The organism is Streptomyces sp. NPDC093065, from assembly GCF_044754585.1.
GTDB lineage: Bacteria > Actinomycetota > Actinomycetes > Streptomycetales > Streptomycetaceae > Streptomyces.
In genome coordinates, this window is the sequence record NZ_JBIVPJ010000006.1 from 64,109 (window position 1) to 83,058 (window position 18,950).

16 protein-coding genes are annotated in these 18,950 nt (G+C 71.1%); 3 read left to right on the forward strand and 13 right to left on the reverse strand.

From position 1 onward, the window contains the following. Nucleotides 1-3 precede the first annotated feature (3 nt). Together ACIQFU_RS12845 and ACIQFU_RS12850 are read right to left on the reverse strand one after the other, a co-directional pair. Nucleotides 4-1,053, reverse strand: a complete 1,050-nt coding sequence (locus tag ACIQFU_RS12845) for a sporulation protein (protein ID WP_402551002.1) — start codon at nt 1,051-1,053, stop codon at nt 4-6. A gap of 28 nt (nt 1,054-1,081) precedes the next feature. Then, nucleotides 1,082-2,485: a sporulation protein gene (locus ACIQFU_RS12850; RefSeq protein WP_402551004.1), complete on the reverse strand. Its 1,404-nt coding sequence runs from the start codon at nt 2,483-2,485 to the stop codon at nt 1,082-1,084. A gap of 169 nt (nt 2,486-2,654) precedes the next feature. Between ACIQFU_RS12850 and ACIQFU_RS12855 the strand changes: the two genes are divergently transcribed. Continuing rightward, nucleotides 2,655-3,155 (forward strand): hypothetical protein, encoded by a 501-nt coding sequence (locus ACIQFU_RS12855; RefSeq protein ID WP_402551006.1) that lies wholly within the window; start codon nt 2,655-2,657, stop codon nt 3,153-3,155. On the opposite strand, the gene ACIQFU_RS12860 is transcribed toward ACIQFU_RS12855, so the two are convergent. Continuing rightward, nucleotides 3,130-3,876, reverse strand: a complete 747-nt coding sequence (locus tag ACIQFU_RS12860) for a Type 1 glutamine amidotransferase-like domain-containing protein (RefSeq protein WP_402551007.1) — start codon at nt 3,874-3,876, stop codon at nt 3,130-3,132. The genes ACIQFU_RS12855 and ACIQFU_RS12860 overlap by 26 nt on opposite strands. Before the next feature lie 254 nt (nt 3,877-4,130). Here ACIQFU_RS12860 and ACIQFU_RS12865 point away from each other — a divergent pair, with 254 nt between their 5' ends. Beyond that, nucleotides 4,131-4,691 carry a pyridoxamine 5'-phosphate oxidase family protein gene (locus ACIQFU_RS12865; protein ID WP_402551008.1) on the forward strand — a complete coding sequence of 187 codons (561 nt, stop codon included), beginning with the start codon at nt 4,131-4,133 and terminating at the stop codon, nt 4,689-4,691. A gap of 50 nt (nt 4,692-4,741) precedes the next feature. Here the strand turns inward: ACIQFU_RS12865 and ACIQFU_RS12870 are convergent, their stop codons facing one another. From ACIQFU_RS12870 to ACIQFU_RS12890, 5 genes are all read right to left on the reverse strand, one after another. Continuing rightward, complete coding sequence (locus tag ACIQFU_RS12870; RefSeq protein WP_402551010.1) at nt 4,742-5,842, reverse strand: ADP-ribosylglycohydrolase family protein; 1,101 nt, start codon at nt 5,840-5,842, stop codon at nt 4,742-4,744. 79 nt (nt 5,843-5,921) lie between these two features. After that, nucleotides 5,922-7,274 (reverse strand): M64 family metallopeptidase, encoded by a 1,353-nt coding sequence (locus ACIQFU_RS12875; RefSeq protein WP_402551011.1) that lies wholly within the window; start codon nt 7,272-7,274, stop codon nt 5,922-5,924. A 159-nt stretch (nt 7,275-7,433) separates the two neighbouring features. Beyond that, nucleotides 7,434-8,468 (reverse strand): alpha/beta hydrolase, encoded by a 1,035-nt coding sequence (locus tag ACIQFU_RS12880; protein WP_402551012.1) that lies wholly within the window; start codon nt 8,466-8,468, stop codon nt 7,434-7,436. Nucleotides 8,469-8,554: 86 nt separating this feature from the next. After that, on the reverse strand, nt 8,555-10,198 hold the full coding sequence (locus ACIQFU_RS12885; RefSeq protein WP_402551014.1) for a phosphodiester glycosidase family protein: 1,644 nt from the start codon (nt 10,196-10,198) through the stop codon (nt 8,555-8,557). 127 nt (nt 10,199-10,325) lie between these two features. Next, entirely contained in the window at nt 10,326-11,111 is a 786-nt protein-coding gene (locus tag ACIQFU_RS12890; RefSeq protein ID WP_402551015.1) for an SAM-dependent methyltransferase, read from the reverse strand. Between the two features lie 234 nt (nt 11,112-11,345). Here ACIQFU_RS12890 and ACIQFU_RS12895 point away from each other — a divergent pair, with 234 nt between their 5' ends. Further along, nucleotides 11,346-12,164, forward strand: a complete 819-nt coding sequence (locus tag ACIQFU_RS12895) for an SAM-dependent methyltransferase (protein WP_402551016.1) — start codon at nt 11,346-11,348, stop codon at nt 12,162-12,164. A gap of 7 nt (nt 12,165-12,171) precedes the next feature. On the opposite strand, the gene ACIQFU_RS12900 is transcribed toward ACIQFU_RS12895, so the two are convergent. The 5 genes from ACIQFU_RS12900 to ACIQFU_RS12920 form a co-directional block, all read right to left on the reverse strand. Further along, nucleotides 12,172-14,067, reverse strand: a complete 1,896-nt coding sequence (locus ACIQFU_RS12900; protein WP_402551017.1) for a discoidin domain-containing protein — start codon at nt 14,065-14,067, stop codon at nt 12,172-12,174. Between the two features lie 110 nt (nt 14,068-14,177). Beyond that, on the reverse strand, nt 14,178-15,536 hold the full coding sequence (locus tag ACIQFU_RS12905) for a GH1 family beta-glucosidase (protein WP_402551018.1): 1,359 nt from the start codon (nt 15,534-15,536) through the stop codon (nt 14,178-14,180). 44 nt (nt 15,537-15,580) lie between these two features. After that, entirely contained in the window at nt 15,581-16,420 is an 840-nt protein-coding gene (locus ACIQFU_RS12910; protein WP_076977271.1) for a carbohydrate ABC transporter permease, read from the reverse strand. 7 nt (nt 16,421-16,427) lie between these two features. After that, a complete protein-coding gene (locus ACIQFU_RS12915; RefSeq protein WP_402551019.1) occupies nt 16,428-17,465 on the reverse strand; it encodes a carbohydrate ABC transporter permease in 1,038 nt (345 codons plus the stop codon). A 55-nt stretch (nt 17,466-17,520) separates the two neighbouring features. Next, the gene (locus tag ACIQFU_RS12920; RefSeq protein WP_402551020.1) at nt 17,521-18,837 is read right to left on the reverse strand and encodes an ABC transporter substrate-binding protein; all 1,317 of its coding nucleotides are present in this window, start codon (nt 18,835-18,837) and stop codon (nt 17,521-17,523) included. Between the last annotated feature and the right edge of the window lie 113 nt (nt 18,838-18,950).

The following is an 18,950-nucleotide window of genomic DNA, read 5'->3' on the forward strand; positions in this document are numbered from 1 at the left end:
CGACTACGGCACCGGGGCGTTCAGTTCCTGTCGGACCCGAGTGAGGAAGGCGCCGACCGCGCGCAGGTCGCGGTGCGGGGTGAGGGTGTGGACGAGCCGGAGAACGTAGTCGCGGGCGCGGCGGGAGTCGACCTGCCTGAGGATGTCCACCGAGCGGTGTCCGACTGCCAGGCTGTGTTCCAGGTCTCCTGCGTTGAGGTGGGCGGTGGCGACGACCGCGAGCCGCATGCCCACCGATCGGGTGAAGGCGTTCGGTGCCATCGCCTCCGCCTGCTCGTGCCAGGCCAGGCAGGCCCGGGAGTTGCCGAGGTCGCGGTGGATCTCGGCGGCGTCGGCGGCGAGACGGGGGTGGGTGAAGAAGTCGAGCCACTCCGGTGCGCCGTCGGGGTGTGCGGCGTCGAGGAGACGCTCTGCTGCCGCTAGGGAGGCACCGGCCGAACGGCCGTCGTTCGCGCGGGCGTGAGCGCGGGCTTCGACGAGTCGGGTGAACGCCAGTGCGCGGGTGCTCGCGTGGTGGGTGGCGGGGCCGAGCGCGCCTTGGATCATGTCGAGGGCCGTGGCGGGACGGCTGTAGAGGGCGGCGTGCAGGGCCATGGTGGCCAGGACGTAGGTGGTCGCGTCGGGGTCTTCCGCCGCGCGTGCCCAGTACAGGGCACGGTCGAAGTGCCGGCGGGCGGCGGTGTGCCGCCCGGTGTCGAGTGCGGCCCAGCCGGTCAGGCGGGCCAGTTCGGCGCAGATCGCGCACAGTTCGTGCTCGCGGGTGGGCGACAGGGGCCGGCCGAAGAGGGGCAGGGCCCACTGGTCGAGCAGATGGCCCGCGGCCTGGGCCTGGGTGCTGCCGCCGCCGTACCTGGAGTCCCCGTGCCGGACGGCCGCGGCGGCGCGGTGCAGGGCCGCGATCTCCTCCCGGCGGACCCGGTGGCGGTCCGGCGGTCCGGACGGTTGCGCCGGGGATCGGCCGGGGTGGTGCAGGGCGGCGGCAAGGGTGGCGCCGCCCGTCGCGGAAAGCAGTATTCGACGGTTCGGACCGTTGAGACGGTTCAGTCGGTTCATGGACGTTCTCCGTCGGTCGGCTGTCGGCTCAGGCGGCGGTCGCGAGCTGCCCGGCCAGGGCTCGTACGTCTTTCAGGTAGGCGGCCACGGCCGGCTCGCGGCGCCAGGGTGTGAGCGACTCGGTGTAGATCTTCAGGTAGTCGAGTCCGCGGATGCTCTGGAGCCGGGCGAACAGCCGCAGGGACTCGCCTCCCAGCCGCAGCGAGTGCTCCAGTTCGCCCGACTGGGCGTGGGCGGTCGCCAGGACGGACAGCCGGATGCCGCGGGAGCGCGCGTACGCGTCGCCGGGCATCGAGCCCAGGGCGTGCCAGGAGAAGGTGGCCCGGGGATGGCCGAGGTCGCGGAAGATCTCCGTGGCGTCGGTGACGATCCGCTGCCGGGAGAAGAACTCGATCCAGGGACGCTCACCGACTCCCTCGGCCGCGCCACGTTCCTGGAGCCGCTCGGCGGTCGCGAGACAGGTGGCGGCAGCCCGGGCGTCCCGCTGCCGGGCGTGAGCGCGTGCCTCGATGAGCTTGGCGAACCCCAGCACGCGCGGGTCTGCGGTGGGGACCCGCTCGTAGGCGCCCTGGGCCATGTCGATGGCCTGGGAGGTGAAGCCGCGCATCAGTGCCTGCATGGCCATGGTGCTGAGCACGTACGAGCCGAGGTGCACGTCGCTGCCCGCCTTGGCGAGCCGCAGTGCCTGGATGAAGTGCCGCTGGGCGGCCTGGTGCTGGCCGGCGTCGAAGGCGGTCCAGCCGGCGAGCCTGGCCATCTCGGCGGTCACCGAGAACAGGTCGCGTCCGTCGTGCTCGGTGTACCGGCCGTCCAGGAGCGGAGTGACCCGTTCGTACAGATAGGCACTGAGTGATCGTGACTTCCATGTCGCACCGCCGAACCGGGAGTCCCACAGGCGGGCCGAGTCGGCGGCCTCCCGCAGTTCCTGGATGTGCGTCCGGTCGACCGTGATCCGGCCGGAGGGAGGTGACAGGGGTTCGGTCGGGTTGACGAGCCACCGGGTCACCGGTTCCGAGAAGACCGAGACCACGAAGGGAGAGCTGGCGAGGAAGGTCCGCCGGTTCACTGTGCTCCAATACGACGATGCTTCGCTGATCGCGTCGCGTTGGCCCCTGGGGAACTCCAGGCCGGCGTCGCGGTCCAGGTGTCCCGGCCGCTCCATGCCGGTCTCCCCCAGGCCGACCGGCCTGCCCAGCCCTTCGGCCAGCACGGCGCAGATGTGCTGCGGTACGGGCCAGCGCGGGCGAACGCCGCGCCGGCACCAGTTGGCCACGGAGGTGTGCGTGTATTCACTGGTGATTCCGTGCGACAGGCAGATCTGATTGAGGCGGTGGGCAAGTCTTTTGTGACTGATACCGGATTCCTCGATCAGAGCCTCCAGCCGGACGTTTCGCTGCGGTCGGGATTGCTTCTCCGCGGCCACGTCAGTCACGTGCGCCCACCTCCTCCGAGGGCCGACTACGCGTTAAAGCCACTATAGGGGCGCTCAGTTGGCGTGAGCGTCGGCCGCGATTCATGAGCCCCCTCATGAGCCCTGCAGAGGTTTCGCGGGGGCTGATCTCCTGATGAAAGACAACCCGGTTCCCAGGAGGGAGAGGATCGTGCGAAAGAACGGAAAGAAGAATTCCGTGCACGGCTGCCATGGCCGTGCCAGGCATTGGGCGGCACTGACGGCTCGATGGGCCGCCGCGTTGCTGTGCGCCTACGTGCCCTTGGTGGAAGAGCTGCCGCCCCTGATGCCGGCTCCCCTCCTCAACGTCCTGGCCCTGCTGGCCGCGCTGCACGCCCTCCTGCCGCTGGACGGCACCTCGCGTGCGGTCACCACGGGTGAACCCGCGTCTCCGGTCTGCCGTTCCGGCTCCGCGCACCGGGTTCGGACCGCCGACACCTGCCGTCCGGTGCGTGCCGCCGGCAGCCCGTGGTCCGTCGCGCACCGTCGTGACCGCAAGCGGCCCGGCGCGACCGCGGCGCGCTGTACACATCGCTCGGAGCGGTTGCCCTGCCGCGGCGTCCGTACCGACTGCGCCGGCGGGCGGGTGCCGCCGGGAGGCGGCGGTCCGGGTGGACCGGCATCCGTCAGCTCGTGCTCGCGCGCCCAGTGACCCGGTGCGGTCCGAGCAGACGGCACGGGACAGCTCGCTCCGTGGCTCCGCCGTCCCCGTCCGGCTCCACCCGATGGAGCCGGGCCCGGGGCGAGCGAGTCACGGCGTCCGTCAACCGGCCGTCGGTGAAGAGGGCGCCGACGCCGTCCTCCAGGGCCCAGCCGGATGGAAGCGCGCGGTTCGCCACGGCAGCGAGGTAGGACGACCGGCGTCCCGGCTCACTGATGTAGTGCGGACAGACCGAGCCGGGCAGCAGGCCCAGCCCGTCGGCGAGGTGGGTCGGCGGGCCGAAGGAGTCGGTGTGGGAGCCCTCGGCCCAGCAGTTGGCGCCCGCGCTGATGCCGCACAGCAGGGTCCCGCGGCCGTAGGCCTCGCGCAGGAGCCGATCCACGCCGTGCGCGCGCCAGACGGCCAGCAGGTTCACGGTGCTGCCTCCGCCCACGTAGACGACGTCCTGGCCGAGCACGAATGCGCGCAGAGCCTCGTCGTCGAGTTCACGGCGAAACAGCGGCAGGACACTGGGCTCGCAGGGGCGTTCCCGGAAGGCGGCGAGGAATCGCTCCACGTAGGCGGGGGCGTCGCCGCTCGCCGTCGGAACGAAGCACACCTTGGGCCTGGAGGCCCGCACCCGACCGAGCACCCAGTCGTCGAGCAGACCGTCTTCGTCGTCGGAGAAACCGCCCCCGATGAGGGCCACACGCGGTTGCGGATCGACGGTCACGAGGGTGCCTCCTCAGGGCAGGGTTCGACGCCCGCGTCCTCGCCCAGGTGTGCCGGGGTGCCCGGCAGTCCCGGGGTCGGAGCCGAGGTCGACCAGTGTGCTGTACTCCCTGACCGAGCACGGCCGCAGAGGCAGCCTCGGCCGGGCACCCGATTCTCGCCGCGCCGGCCGGATCTGCGTACCCCCGCCGGGCGTACCGATGATGTCCGGGCCGGCCGGCAGTCGTTGTGGGGACGAGAGCGAGGAGATCTGTCATGTCCGTCGAACGACCCTTCGTACAGCAGCCCACTACCGAGCTCGACGCCCGCTACAGCTCCGCGCTGAATCCCCGTCCGGGCGCCGCGGAGGTGACGGCCACCGAGTGGGCCGAGGCCCGACGGCGCGTGGCGGCCGCCGAGATCTTCTGGGTGGTCACCGTGCGGCCCGGCGGCGGGCCGCACATCACGCCGGTGATCGCGGCGTGGCATGCCGGTGTGCCGTATTTCTCGACCGGACCGGGTGAGCAGAAGGCCCGGAACCTGGCCCATGACGCGCACTGTGCGCTGCTCACGGGCTCGAACTCACTCACCGAGGGGTTCGACCTGGTCGTCGAGGGCGAGGCGGAACCGGTCGGGGATCCGGCGGTGCTGGAGGAGGTGATCGCGGCGTACGAGGCGAAGTACGGGGCGCACATCACGTCGGCCGAGGGCACCTTCCACGGGATCGGGGACGCCATGCGGAGCGGAGACGCGGTGCTGTTCGCGGTAGCTCCTGTCACCGCGTACGGGTTCGGCCGGGACGACGGGGTCTACAGCCATACGCGGTGGTCGTTCTGAGGCACCTCAGGGAGACGGGGGGCACGACATGCCGGTGTCGCGGCCCCCGCTCACCAACCCGGGTAGCGGGACCACCAGTACGGGTCCCAGCCCGAGACGTACTCGCTGCCGCTCGGTGAGTCCGTCACCTCGGTCAGCAGGTCGCGGGCCAGCGTGTCCATCACCCAGGACAGTTCGTGGCGGCTCACCAGGTCCACGGGCAACGCCTCGACGCCGTGCGCGGCGCCCAGCAGTGCGCCGGTCACGCATGCCACCGAACTGCCGTCCGGTGCACCCGCCGCGAACTCCAGCGCGGTCCGGAACTGGGCACGGCCGGGGAACGAGGCCGCGGCGTAGACGCCGCCGCGCAGGGCCGACGGTGCGGTGGCGTCCGGCGCCAACCGGGCCAGGTCCCGGGGCTGTGCGGGCTGGTCGAGGGCGTGTTGGAGTACTTCCGCGAGGGGTGGGGGCTGAGCGCCGGTCGCCGCTTCGTCCGTGGTGGCGAGCGCGGCGATCCCCGCCTCCATCGCCTCGCGGACGAAGTGGTCCGCGTCGTCGGGTGCGGCGTGAGTGAGGCAGTGATGGACCAGCAGGGCCGCGTGGATGGAGGCGGACCGTGCGGCCGGATCCCCGTGGGTGAGTGCGGCGATTTCTCCGGCCTGCCCGGCCCACCTCGTTCCGGCGACCGCCACCGGCAGTGATCGGGTCAGGCCGTGGCAGCCGCGGCTGGCGGTGGCCATCCGGTCGACGGGGCCGCCGATCCGGGACAGGGCCGCCACCGTTGCCGGAGCGCTGCCACGCCGCTCGGCCAGGGCGGGCACACCCGCCAGCCAGCCGTCGGGCCACGCGCCGTCGACAACGCCGGAAGCCCAGCGGCGGCGCATCAGTTCGACCTCGACGCCCTGCAGGGCCGCCCACCGGCAATAGGCGTGCAGGACCACCGAGGGTGGATGGCACATCCCCTTGTGCTTCCCCCGCACCATCGCCCGGATGATCCCCTCCACGGTGAAGCAGGCCAGCTGCGTACTGACGCCGGCTCGCAGGGGTCCGCTCGCCGGGGCCTTCCCCCGCAGCGACCCCAGCGTGTCGCCGACTGCCGTCCCGAGCATCATTCCCCGGACCCGGGATTCCCTCCTGAGCGCCCTGTCGCGCCGGCCGTTCTCGTCGGTCATCTCGACCTGCCCCCTCGCGTGTCGGTCAGGAGCCGGTCGGCTCTGCTGTCATCCTCGCAGGGGGCGGTGGTCCGACGTGTCAGCGGCCGACCGTCCAGGTCACGGAGTTGGACGTGAGGTCCCGGACGGCGTGACTGCGGACGGCGGTCGTCGTGTCGGTCACCGTGGCGGTCACCTTGTGGGTGCGCCTGCCCGCCGGGACACCCAGGGCAGCCGGGAGGACGGAGGTCCTGCCGCGGGCGTGCCTGGCCTCGCGTCCGTCGACGTACCAGCGCAGCTGCGGGCGGGAGAGGCCCGTGCCGGGGCCCAGGCCGGCGAGTTCCACGGAGAGGCGGGTGAAGCGGGAGGTCTTGACGGTCGTGTCCCGCAGTGCGGTGAGGGCGTTGGCCGAGCGGTAGAAACCGGCGATCATCGCCTCCCGGCCGGGGAGGTTGAACCGGTCCGTGTCCAGTGAGCGCATGATGGAGTTCTCCGTGGGACGGTAGACCCCGTACTCGTAGTAGTCGGCGCCCTCGAAGATGCCGACGACGCCGCCGCTCGGGTCGGTTTCGCCCAGCCACGGCGCCCACTTGGTGCGCTGCCTCGCCATGTCGTCCGCCGTCAGGGTCGAGGCGTTGGGCTGGGCGGGCTCGGGGTAGGGGTAGTCGCCGTAGCCCTCGTACTGGTACTCGTCGGCCAGGAGGCCTATGGAGTGGGCCATTTCGTGGGCGGCTATCAGGGTGGACCGGTCGTTGTCGGAGGAGAGCGTGGAGACGCCGTCGTAGCCGTAGTCCGCCGCGAGTCCGGAGTAACCGGCACCGCCGTACTTGGCGGAGTTGGAGACCACGATCACCAGGTCGGTCGCCGGTGCCTTGTCCGCGTAGGTCTTCGTCTTGTCGAGGTCGACGCAGATCAGGCGCTCCGTGTCGCCGCACCAGAAGTACGAGCCGAGCGCGGTGTTCTTCACGACGTCCTGGGCCGGGTCGCCGGTGACGCCGAAGTCCTGGGAGACGGCCTTCACGGCCCAGACGTTGAAGAGGCCCTCGTAGCTCTTGTACGGGTCGATGTCGGTGACCTCGTCCCACTTCGTGCGGGCGTCCGCGAGGAAGTCGTCCTGCTCGGCGGCGGTGTAGCCGTCGCCGATGATCGTCACGTCGAGGCGGTCGGCGGTCGGGCCGGTCTCGGCGAGCGGGACGACCTCGCCGTCCCGGACCGCGGTGGAGGTGCGTCGGCGGGCGTCGGCCGGGACCCGCTGGACGTGCGGACTGCTCGCCGGTACCCGGGTGCGCGCGCCCTCGCCGGCCGGCTCGGGGAAGTACTCCACGTCGACGTGCGAGCCGGTGTCCGACATCGGCGCGTCCACCGCGCCGGCGGCCTCGGCCTCGGCCAGGGGGGCGGAGAGGGCGAGGACCAGAGCGGTCGCCAGCACCGACCTGCGAATGCCTGTGTGCACGGAGCTCTCCCCGACCGATCGACATAACTGGATGCATAAGTGAAGTTAAGTCGGCGATTAAGCTAGGGGGCGACGAAGCTTCTGGCAAGGGCCGTTGGGACGCGCGGAGGCCCGTGCACGCACACGGCGCCCTTCAGGAGTTGCCCGACCTAGTCCGGGTCAGCCGCCGACCCGCAGCGCCCCCAGCAGCATCGGCAGCGATGCGTGCAGCTCCCGCTCCCAGTAGGCCCAGCCGTGGGTCCCCGGGCCGTAGAAGTCGGTTGTCAGGTGCCTCGCGCCCACGCGTTTCAACTCGGCCGCGAGCGCGTGGTTCTGGCGGTTGAAGTCGGCTTCCAGGGCGCTCGTGCTGCCCGGCGGGTCCAGGGGTCCTGTGGTTCCGTCGCCGCAGGACAGGTAGACGGGGATCGACCTCAGGCGCTTGGCGAGGTGGTACGGGTCGTGGGCCTGCCAGATGCGGCGTTGGGCGACCGGGTCGCCCCAGACGCGGAGCGGGTCGTTGTCCTGGCCGGCGAAGAAGCCCATGATGCGGTCGATCGACTCGTCGTTCAGGAGGGGATGCGCGGAACCGGAGTATGCGGCCGTCGCCTTGAACATCCCGGGGTGCCTCGCGGCGTACAGCAGGGCGCCCTGGCCGCCCATGGACAGGCCGGCGACCACGCGGTTGCCGCTCGCGCCCCAGTCGTGTTCCAGGAGCCGGCGCAGTTCCTTCGTGTGGAACGTCTCCCATGCCGGGTCGCCGCCCTGCCCGTGGTTCCACCAGTCGCTGTACCAGCCGTTCCAGCCGGCCTCGGGCATGACGACGAGGACGTCGCGCAGGCTGTCGGTCTCCGCCACGTCCGTCATGCTCGTCCACGACGTGTAGTCGCCGCAGCAGCCGTGCAGGAGCCAGAGGGTGGGCCAGTGCTGCCGGTGATCGCGGCCGTGCCGGTCGTTCACGGTCCAGCCGTCGGGGGTGAGGAGGCGGACTGCGACCGTGCGGCCGCCCAGGGCCGTCGAACGGACCGACAGGTCGACCTGCCGGTCCGCGACCCGGGTGACGCCGACGACTTCCGCACCGGTGTGCCGGGTGGTGTCCGGCTGCTCCGCGGCCGGCGCTTTGGGGGCGGTCGGCGTGAGCACGGCCAGCAGGACGGCGAGGACCAGGAGGACTCTGGCCCGCAATGGGTTCCGGACGGTGGGCACGTTCGCGAACACGGCGGCTCCCTGGGTGGGTTGCTGATCGTGGTGCGGTGGTGCGTCGGCGCGGTGGTGCTCGCGGCAGGCGGTGGCCCGCGTGCGGGTCAGGGCCGGTGCCCGCGCGGCAGGATCAACAGCGCGTCCCCGACCGGGCGTTCACCCGTGGCGTCCGACGGGCTGTTGAGCACGGCTCCGTCGGCGACCATCGTCGTCGAGCCTCCGCCGTCCAGGTTGACCGCGTCGCGCAGACCGAGTGACCTCGCGACCTCGGCGCTCTCGCCGATGCTGAGTCCGAGCGAGTCCGTGCCGCGCCCGTCGGCGGTGACGAGGACGGTGCGGCCCGCGGCGTCCACGCCTGCCAGGGTGCGGGGGTTTCGTTTGTGGACCCAGCCGTAGTACCAGCTCGGGTCGTCGGGGTGCACCATGCCGTCGGTGGCGGGGGTGACGTGGATACGGCCGTCGCGGACCAGTTCGGGCCCGGCGTTCACGATGTCGGTGCGGGGGGACGGGGTGACTCGGCGGCCTCGGGCGTCCAGCAGGGTCGTGGTGACCCGCAGGCGGTGCCCAGTGCGGGCCAGGGCCGTCAGGTCCGTGACGCGTTCGCCGGTCGCCTGGACGGAGCTGCCGCCCGGGGGCAGTGTCCCTCCTCGTGGTGAGCGGAGTTCCACGACCCGGTCGTGGGCGTCCAGTACGGCTTCCACGCCCTCGCCCTCGGGGGTGCGGGCGCCGTAGTCCGGGGTGAAGGTGACCAGCTCGTCGGGGTTGGTGCAGGTCACGTCGTGCAGCGGCAGGGAGGTCGGGGCGTCGCCCTCGGTGCCGCCGCAGTTCCTGATCAGGCCGGGAACGCGGTTGATGCCGTTCAGGCGGAGGGAGGCGGTGGGGGTGGTGACCCGGCCCTGCCAGGTGAGGCGGGTGATCTCCGTGCGGCGGGCGTCGTCGTGGATGACGAGGCTCGGGCGTCCGGCCACCGGTTCGCTCAGCAGGCGTCCGTCGTAGACGCCCACTCCGGCCGGGTCGCCCGGTGCGCCCGCCTCGGGGTCGAGGACGAAGAAGCCGGCGTTGACCGCGGCGGTCGCGGCCGCGGACGCCGAGAGTTCGCTGGTCGTCTCGCGCCTCTCCAGGTCGGGGCCGTACGACGCGTCCAGGGTGCCGCGGAACCCGCGCGGGTCGACGGTCAGTACGTCGACGTGCCACGGGCCGCGGTCCGTGGCCTCTCCGTCCCAGCCGGTGTACACCGCCGAGCCCGAGTAGCCGGCGGCACTCAGGCGGGTGCGTTCGGCCGTCGCGGTGGTCTGCGAGCCGAAGGTTCCGATGCGGACCCGCCAGCCGAGGGTGCCGCCTGGATGGTCGGCCGTCTCCGGGGTCCGCACTTCCTCCACCCGGGCCCGGAAGCCGTCCCGCCGCAGATCGGCGGCCAGTTCGCCGGCGCTCACCCGGTCCTTGAGCGCCGTCGGCGGTGCGTCGGGGTCAGGGGAGGTGTCGCCGCCGGGGATGGAGACCTCCACCGTCCAGTGGAGTGCGGGGTCTTCGGTGTTCCCGCGCACGATCCGGGTCAGGGTGACGCCCGGCTGGAGGGTGGTCGTGGTGCGCGTCTCGGGGAGGCCGGCGGGGCCCAGCGGAAGCGCCTGCCGGGGCGGCGCCGGTGGACGCGCCCCCGGGTGCGGGGACGCCCCGGCGGCCGGTGGGAGGGCGGCCAGCGCGGTGAGGACGCCCAGGACGGCACCCGTGGCACACAGTCTCTTCCTCATCTGCCCCGCCTCGCACCGACCACGGACACCGACCGACCCATGCTGCGCACAAGTATCGGCCGGTTCCGGCTCACGTCAAGGCGGCCCGGTGGGCATCGGGCCCTCTCCGTGCCGCCCCGGCGACTCCTCAGGGGATCCGCGCGACGCCCACGTAGAAGCCGCTGCGTTCCCGCGCCGGTGCCGGTTCCTCCTGGTACCACTCGGTGGCGAACACCAGGCCGGGATCGACGAGTTCGAGTCCGGCGAAGAAGGGCTCGACCTCGCTGCGGGTGCGCATCCGCAGCGGGATCGCGCCCTTCTTGTACGCGGCCTCGGTCTCCCGCTTCAGCTCCGGGTGCTGGTCGGCGGTGCCGTGCGAGAGGAGCAGGTAGCTGCCGGAGGGCAGTGCTTCGACCAGGGTGTGCAGGAGGCGGTACGGGTCCTCGTCGTCGGGCAGGAAGTGCAGCAGTGCGATCAGGGAGAGGGCGATCGGACGCTCGAAGTCCAGTACCTCGCGGGCGCGTTCGAGGATCGTCGCGGGCTGTCGGACGTCGGCGTGGAGGAAGTCGGTGGCGCCTTCGGGGGTGCTGGTCAGCAGCGCTTCAGCGTGCCGGAGGACGATCGGGTCGTTGTCCGCGTAGACGATCCGGGCGTCCGGCCTGATCGCCTGCACGATCTGGTGCAGGTTGGGTTCGGTGGGAATGCCGGTGCCGATGTCCAGGAACTGGTCGACGCCGGCCTTCGCCAGCCAGGCCGCCGCGCGGTGCATGAAGGCCCGGTTCCGGGCCGCGTTGCCCCGTGCCTGGGCCGGGAGGGTCTCGCCGACCCGCTGGTCGACGGGGTAGTTGTCCTTGCCGCCCAGCAGCCAGTCGTACACCCTGGCGGGGTGGGGCTTGCTGGTGTCGATGTGGGGTCTGGGTACACCGGCGGTCACAGGACACTCCTCCGTACGCGGAACGGCACCGTCGGGTCGTCACCCTAGCCCGTGTCCGGCGCAGGTCACGAGGTGTTGGCGGTGGGCGCCGGCAGGTGAGGGGCGGGCGGGGCCCGCCGCGGCTCGTTCTCGTGCCAAGATGACGTTCCGACAGGCACTCACGCAGGTGCTCACCGCGCGTATGCCAGGCATGTGCCGTGTGTGGCACACGAGTTGAGGACGGAGTCAGGCCGCATGACCTCCCTGAGCAGTGGTGAGAGCGCCGCCCACCCCGACCGGATCGACACGAGCAGGCCCCATCCCGCCCGCATGTACGACTACTTCCTCGGCGGGAAGGACAACTACGAGGTCGACCAGAGGGCCGCCGAGGAGTTCATGAAGGCGGCCCCCGAGGTGCGCGAGGGCGTCCTCGCCAACCGGCACTTCATGCACCGGGCGGTGCGTCACGTGGTGGCCGAGGGCGGGGTCCGACAGATACTCGACGTGGGCACGGGTCTGCCCACCGAACCCAACGTGCACCAGGTCGCGCGGTCTCTCGCCCCGGAGACCCGGGTCGCCTACATCGACAACGATCCGATCGTCGCCACCCATTCGAGGGCCCTGTCGGACGACCCGGACACCGCCGTGGTCCTGGCGGACCTGCGCGACCCCCGCGCGATCCTCGACCATCCCGAGGTGCGAGCGGTCATCGACTTCGACCGGCCGGTGGCGCTGCTGCTGGTGGCCGTCGTGCACTTCGTCGCCGAGGCGGAGGACCCGGCGGGCATCGTCGCCACGCTGCGCGACGCGCTGCCGGCCGGCTCCTACCTCGTCCTGTCGCACGCGACGGGCGACGTCCACGAGGACCGGCGCGAGGACGCGGCGGCCGTCTACAACGGTGCCACCGCGTCCCTCAACCTGCGTTCGCACGGCGAGGTCCTCGACCTGTTCGGCGACTTCGCCATGGTGGAGCCGGGCCTGGTCCGGGTCACCGACTGGCGTCCCGAAGAGGCGCGGCGCCCCGACGCCCCGCCGATCGGCATCTACGGCGGAGTGGCACGGAAGGGGGCCTGAGGAGCGGCTACCCCTTCTGCTCCACCCGCACCCAGTCCACCTCCGCCTGCACTCCCCCGGCCGCGATCCGGTCCACGCTGGACTGCGGCAGCCCCCAGTACGGGCTGGTGACCTGGTTCCAGCCGGCCGGGTACGCGCCGCCGAGCGCGAGGTTCAGGATGACGTACTGGTCGTGGTCGAAGACCCAGGCGCCGCGCGTCGACTCCAGCTTGTTGCGGGTCGTCTCCTGGACCACACGGTCGTCGACGGAGAACTTCATGCCGGTCGGCGTCCACTCCACCGCGTAGGTGTGCCACTGGTCGACCCTTCCGCCGTCCGGATACACCTGGCGTGCGCCGATGTTGCCGTCGGCGGAGTAGCCGGGGCCGTGCAGGGCGCTGCTGGTCCAGTCGCCGTAGCCGATGTTCTCCATGATGTCGGTCTCGCCGGAGGCCGGCCAGGACACGGAGGGGTCGTCGACGTTGCTGCCGAGCAGCCAGAAGGCGGGCCAGAAGCCGTCGCCGACGGGGAGCTTCATGCGGGCGCTGACCCGGCCGTAGGTGAAGTCGAACTTGGTGTTGGTGTCGATGCGGCCGGACGTGAAGTCGTAGGTGCCGCCGCCTGCCTTCGTGCAGCCCTTGCAGTGCTCGGCGCGCAGGACCAGGGCGCCGTTCTCCAGGCGGATGTTGTCGGCCGAGTCGACGTAGGCCTGCGACTCGCCGTTGACGGAGCCCATCTCGGTGCCGGTGCGTACGACACGCCACTTGCCGCGGTCCAGTGCGGCCGAGGTGAAGTCGTCGAAGAACGTGGTCCGGTAGGCGCCGGACTGTTCGCCGGGCAGTCTCGGGTAGGCGGCGGACGCGCTGCCGCCGGTGCCCCAGACTTCGAACTCGTAGAGGGAGTAGCCGAACTGGGCGGTGGCCGGGGCGGGGTTGTAGAAGGAGCGGCGCTCCTTGCCGAGCATGCGGACGTAGCGGCCGGTCGCGGGCTGGGTGAGGCGGACGTTGTCGTGGCGGCCGGTGGCCTCGCCCGGGGACTTGACATCCGCGCGGCGGGCGGTGACCTCGGCGGCGGAGGGCCGGTACACGGTGCGCCAGGTGCGGTTGTCGTCGGAGACCTGGAGTTCGTAGTCGACTGCGTAGGCCGCCTCCCAGTACAGGTCGACGGTGTCGATGGTGGAGGTGGCGCCGAGGTCGACGGAGACCCAGCGGTCGGCGTTCCAGTCGCTGGACCAGCGGGTGGCGTCGGCCTTGAGGTCGGCGGGGTGGCCGCCGTCGGTGACGAAGGCCGGTGAGTTGCCGGCGTGCTGGTAGACGTTCGAGTACGCCGGGTGGTTCAGGGCGAGGTTGGTGCGGGTGGTGGCGGCGGGGGCCGGTTCGCCGCCGTAGACCTTGAAGGAGAAGAGGGAGTAGCCGTAGGGGGTGGCGCGTTCGACGCCGCGCATGCGGACGTAGCGGGCCCGCACCTCCTGGGGGTAGGTGTGCGCGGTGACCGATCCTCCGGTGCCGGCCGTCTCCGTGTAGAAGGGCGTCCAGTCGGTGCCGTTGGTGGACGCCTCCAGGACGTATCTCTTGCCGTAGGCCGCCTCCCAGTCCAGGGTCACCCGGTCGACGCGGATCGTCGTCCCGAGGTCGACGCGGATCCAGGCGCTGTCGGTGAAGTCGCTGGACCAGCGGGTGCCGCCGTCGCCGTCGAAGGCCAGGCCCGGTGCGGTGCCGGCGTTCTCACTGGCCGAGGCGGTGACCGCGGCCGGGTCTGCGGCGTGGGCAGAGGCCGCGCGGTCGGTGTCCCAGGCCGCTGCCGCTGCGGCGGCGGCCGCCGGCCGGGCGGCGGCCGGGGTGGCGGAGGTGAGGGACGGGACCGCGGCCAGCAGGGCGAGGGCGGTCAGGGCGGTCAGGAGTGTGCGGGGGGTACGGGACGACATGCGGTTCTTCTCCTTGGGACGACTCGACAATGTCATGAACCTGACAGAACCGTTCGTGCGTGCGGACCGTGGTGGGCGCGGACTCCCGCATCCGCACCCACCACGGAGTCTCAGGCGGCCCTGCGCTCCCTCCCCCGTGCCCGGCCGATGATGTCCGCGTAGTGGTGTCCGCTGCCCTTGATGGTGCGGGCCTGCGTGGCGTAGTCGACGTGGACCAGACCGAAGCGCTTGTCGTAGCCGTACGCCCACTCGAAGTTGTCCAGCAGCGACCAGGCGAAGTAGCCGGCCAGCGGGGCTCCCCTGCGGGCGGCGGAGGCGCAGGCCGCGAGGTGGGCCGTCAGGTACTCCTGGCGCTCGGGGTCGTCGATCGTGCCGTCGGGACGGATCACGTCCGGGAAGGCGGAGCCGTTCTCGGTGACGTACAGCTTGCGCGCCCCGTACTCCTCGGTGAGGCGCAGCAGCAGATCCTCGATGCCGCCGGCGTCGATCTCCCAGTCCATGCCGGTGCGCGGGACGCCGACGCGGCGGACGGTGCGCACGTGCGGGGCGGGTCCGGCGGGGTCGTCGGCGACGGTCTGGGGGAAGTAGTAGTTCAGGCCCAGCCAGTCCAGTTCGGCGCCGATGAGCTGCATGTCGCCGGGGCGTTCGGGGAGTTCGACGCCGTAGAGCTCCCGCATGTCCTCGGGGAAGCCGCGGCCGTGGATCGGGTCCAGCCACCAGCGGTTGGTGTGGCCGTCCATGCGGCGGGCGGCGGCCAGGTCCTCGTCGCGGTCGGTGGCGGCGTGGATGGTGGAGAGGTTGTTGACGATGCCCACCTGGGCGTTCGGGGCCGCCGCGCGGATGACCTCCATCGCCAGGCCGTGGCCGAGGAGCAGGTGGTAGGACGCGCGCACCGCCGCGGTCAGGTCGGTCCAGCCGGGGGCCATCTTGCCTTCCAGATGGCCGATCCAGGCCGAGCACAGCGGCTCGTTGAGGGTGGCCCAGTGGTCGACGCGGTCGCCGAGGCGTTCGGCGACTGCGGACGCGTACGACGCGAAGTGCTCGGCGGTGGCGCGCTCGGGCCAGCCGCCGCGGTCCTGGAGCACCTGGGGCAGGTCCCAGTGGTAGAGGGTGACGGACGGGGTGATGCCGGCCGCCAGCAGGTCGTCGACGAGCCGGTCGTAGAAGGCCAGGCCCTTCGCGTTGACCGGGCCGTCGCCGCCCGGCACGACCCGCGGCCAGGCGACGGAGAGGCGGTAGGCGTTGGTGCCGAGCCGCCGCATCAGCTCGATGTCCTCGTGCGTGCGGTGGTAGTGGTCGCAGGCGACGTCGCCGTGGTCGTTGTTGTCGATCTTCCCGGGGGTGTGCGAGAAGGTGTCCCAGATCGACGGCGAACGTCCGTCCTCCGCCACGGCTCCCTCGATCTGGTACGCCGATGTGGCCGTGCCCCACAGGAAGTCGTCCGGGAGTGCGGCGAAGTCGATGGTCACGAAGGTCCTTTCGGGGTGGGGGTGAAGGTGCTGGGGCGTGCCGGTCACTTGACGGCTCCCGCCGTCAGGCCCGCCACCAGGTAGCGCTGCAGGAGCAGGAAGCCCGCGACCACGGGCACGCTCACGACCAGCGAGGCGGCCATGATCTGGTTCCAGTACACGTCGTTCTGCGTGGAGTAGCCCTGGAGTCCGACGGCGAGGGTGCGGGTGGCGTCGTTGGTCATGACGGAGGCGAACAGGACCTCGCCCCAGGCGGTCATGAAGGCGTAGACGGCGACCGCGACGATGCCGGGGATCGCGGCGGGCACCACGACCTTGAACAGGGCGCGCAGCGGTCCGCAGCCGTCCACGAGGGCCGCTTCGTCCAGGTCGCGGGGTACCGAGTCGAAGTACCCGATCAGCATCCAGATGGAGAAGGGCAGCGAGAAGGTCAGGTAGGTGAGGATGAGGCCGCCGCGGGAGCCGAACAGGGCGATGCCGGTGGCGTTGCCGATGTTCACGTAGATCAGGAACAGGGGCAGCAGGAAGAGGATGCCCGGGAACATCTGCGTGGACAGGACGGTCACCGAGAAGACGCGCTTGCCGCGGAACTCGTAGCGGCTGACGGCGTAGGCGGCGAACACCGCGATCACGACCGAGCAGACGGTCGCCGCGCCGGCCACGATCAGCGAGTTCACGAAGTACTTCGCCAGCGGCACCGTCGACCAGATGTCGATGTACGGGCGGACGGTCAGGTTGCTCGGCAGCCAGTGGAACTGGCTGGAGACGTCCTCGAGCGGCTTCAGCGAGCTGGAGACCATGACGTACACCGGCAGCAGGACGAAGCCGGTCAGCAGGGTGAGGAAGACGCGGCGGGTCCAGGTGAAGGAGCGCGGCGCCGCCATCGGGGACCTAGACATCGGCCGTCTTCCTTTCCCGGGCGTTCCGTGGGGTCCGCGGGGTCCGGCCGGCCCGCGAGGTCAGGAACAGGTACACGCCCGTCACCAGCAGCAGGAAGAGCAGCAGCAGGACCGACATCGCGGAGCCGGTGCCGAAGTTCCAGGTGACGAACGACGACTGGTAGATGTGGATGGAGATCAGGTCGGCGGCCTCCGGCGCCGCCTTGCCGAACAGGACGAACGGCGTGTTGAAGTCGTTGAACGTCCACAGGAAGAGCACCAGGACGAGGACCTGGTTGACGGGGCGCAGCGACGGCAGGGTGATGCGGCGGATCTGCTGCCAGACGCCGGCGCCGTCCAGGGCGGCGGCCTCGTACAGCTCCTTGGGGATGTTCTGGAGTCCGGCCATGACGATGAGGAAGGCGAACGGCCAGCCCTTCCACACCGACACCACGAGCAGCGCGACGAAGCTGTTGTCGCCGATGAGCCAGAAGGAGGGCTTGTCGGTGAGGCCGAGCTGGTCGTGCAGAACGTGGTTCACCAGACCGTTGTCGTGCTGGAACATGAACGCCCAGGTGATGACGGCCGCGTAGACCGGCAGGGCGTACGGCACCAGGAAGATCGCGCGGAGCAGGCCCCGGCCGCGGAAGGCGTCCTGCATGGAGATCGCGGCGGCGGTGCCGATCAGCCAGCACAGGCCGACGGAGAGGATCGTGAACGCGCAGGTGACGAGGAAGGAGTGGAGGAGCGCCTCGCCGACGGGGGCGTCGAAGTCCACCGACATGGTGAAGTTGTCGAGGCCGGTCCACGGGGCGGTGGTCCAGTCGCGGATGTAGAACTGGGTGAGTTCCTTGAAGCTCATCACGATGCCGATGGCCATCGGCACCAGGTGGACGAGGAGTTCGAGGATCAGGGCCAGCAGGAGCAGCAGGTAGGGCAGGCCGATGCGGCGGATCCGCCCGGGACGGCGGCGGGGTCCGCGCGCCGTCCCGGGGGAGCTCTTGCCGACCGTCCGCTCGCCGGGCTGCGCCGAGGCGGTCGTGGTGGTCATGGCGAGGTCCGTGTCCGTGTCGGAGTCGGTGGGGCTGTGTCGGGGGTCGGGGCGCTCACTTGTTGGGCATCTGCTGCTGGGCCTTGGCGAGCTTCTCCTTGACGGACTCGGTGGTCACCTCGCGTCCGTTCGCGGCGTCGGCGAACAGCTCCTTGACGGCGGTGCCCACCGCGGTCTCGAACTGCGACTCGTCGGGCACCTGGGGCAGGGCCGCGGCGCTGGTGGCGAGGGTCTCGCGCAGGACGGCGGTGCCCTGGGTGTTGAACGCCGGGTCGGACTGGGCGGCCTTGACCGGCGGGATGGAGCCGTACGCCTTGTTGAGGAGCTTCTGCTCGGCGTCACTGGTCATGAACTTCACGAACTTCGTGGCGCCGTCGATGTTGTCGCTGTTCTTGAAGACGGCCATGTTGATGCCGGCGACCATGGAGTTGGTCGCCTTGTCGGCGCCGGGGGTGCCGGACGCGACGGGGGCGGGCGCGACGCCCCACTCGTCGTCCTTCATGCCCATGGTCTTGAAGGTGGCGGAGGCGGTCTGCCACAGCACCATCGCGGTCTTGCCCTTGGCGAAGTCGCTGAGGGACTGGTTCTGCGCGTACTCCGCGTTGCCGGGCGCGACGACCTTGTCCTTGGCCATCAGGTCGACGTACTGCTTGACGGCCGCGACGGCTCCGTCGGAGGTGAAGTCGGGCTTGCCGTCGGCGGTGAAGAAGTCGGCGCCGTGCTGCTTGGCGAGGACGAAGACCTGGTGGATGTTGTTGGACAGGTTGGAACCCTCGGCGCCCAGGCCCCACTTGCCGCCCTCGGAGATCTTCTTGCCCGTCTCCACCAGCTCGTCCCAGGTGGCCGGGGGCTTGGTGATGCCGGCGTCGGCGAACATCTGCTTGTTGTAGTAGAGCGCGTAGGCCATCGAGTACAGCGGGACCGCGGCCGGGTCCTGGTCCTTGACGCCGGTCGAGCCCAGCGCGGAGTCGACGAAGCGGTCCTTGCCGCCGATCTTCTCGAAGTTCTTCGCGTCCCAGGGCAGCAGTGCGCCGGTGGCCTGGAGGGAGGCGCTCCAGGTGTTGCCGATGTTCAGGACGTCCGGGCCCTGGCCGGAGGTGGTGGCGGTGAGGATCCGGTTCAACAGGTCGGACCAGGGCACGACCTCCAGCTTCACCTTGATGCCGGTCTCCTTCTCGAACTTGTCGAGTTCGGGCTGGAGGACCTTCTTGTCGACCTCGACGCTGGCGCCCTGGTTGGAGGCCCAGTAGGTGAGTTCCTTCGGCGAGTCGTTGGATCCGCCGCCCGAGGAGGAGCCTCCTCCGCAGGCCGTGGCGGCGAGTGCGAGAGACAGGGTGACGGCGCCTACGGCCGCGGCTCGGATGCTGCGCATGGCTCCTGGGTTCCTTCCGGGAGTCGGTCGGGAAGTTTCCCGACGGCGGCCTCGGTTGTTTCCTTCCCGAAGCCCCTCATGGCTTAATTTAGGACGTGAGTTAAACCCCGAGA

Coding starts and splice junctions, on each gene's coding strand:
- ACIQFU_RS12845 (WP_402551002.1), bottom strand. CDS start 1,053: ATGAACCGACTGAACCGTCTCAACGGTCCGAACCGTCGAATACTGCTT.
- ACIQFU_RS12865 (WP_402551008.1), top strand. CDS start 4,131: ATGTCCGTCGAACGACCCTTCGTACAGCAGCCCACTACCGAGCTCGAC.
- ACIQFU_RS12870 (WP_402551010.1), bottom strand. CDS start 5,842: ATGACCGACGAGAACGGCCGGCGCGACAGGGCGCTCAGGAGGGAATCC.
- ACIQFU_RS12885 (WP_402551014.1), bottom strand. CDS start 10,198: ATGAGGAAGAGACTGTGTGCCACGGGTGCCGTCCTGGGCGTCCTCACC.
- ACIQFU_RS12895 (WP_402551016.1), top strand. CDS start 11,346: ATGACCTCCCTGAGCAGTGGTGAGAGCGCCGCCCACCCCGACCGGATC.
- ACIQFU_RS12900 (WP_402551017.1), bottom strand. CDS start 14,067: ATGTCGTCCCGTACCCCCCGCACACTCCTGACCGCCCTGACCGCCCTC.
- ACIQFU_RS12910 (WP_076977271.1), bottom strand. CDS start 16,420: ATGGCGGCGCCGCGCTCCTTCACCTGGACCCGCCGCGTCTTCCTCACC.
- ACIQFU_RS12915 (WP_402551019.1), bottom strand. CDS start 17,465: ATGACCACCACGACCGCCTCGGCGCAGCCCGGCGAGCGGACGGTCGGC.
- ACIQFU_RS12920 (WP_402551020.1), bottom strand. CDS start 18,837: ATGCGCAGCATCCGAGCCGCGGCCGTAGGCGCCGTCACCCTGTCTCTC.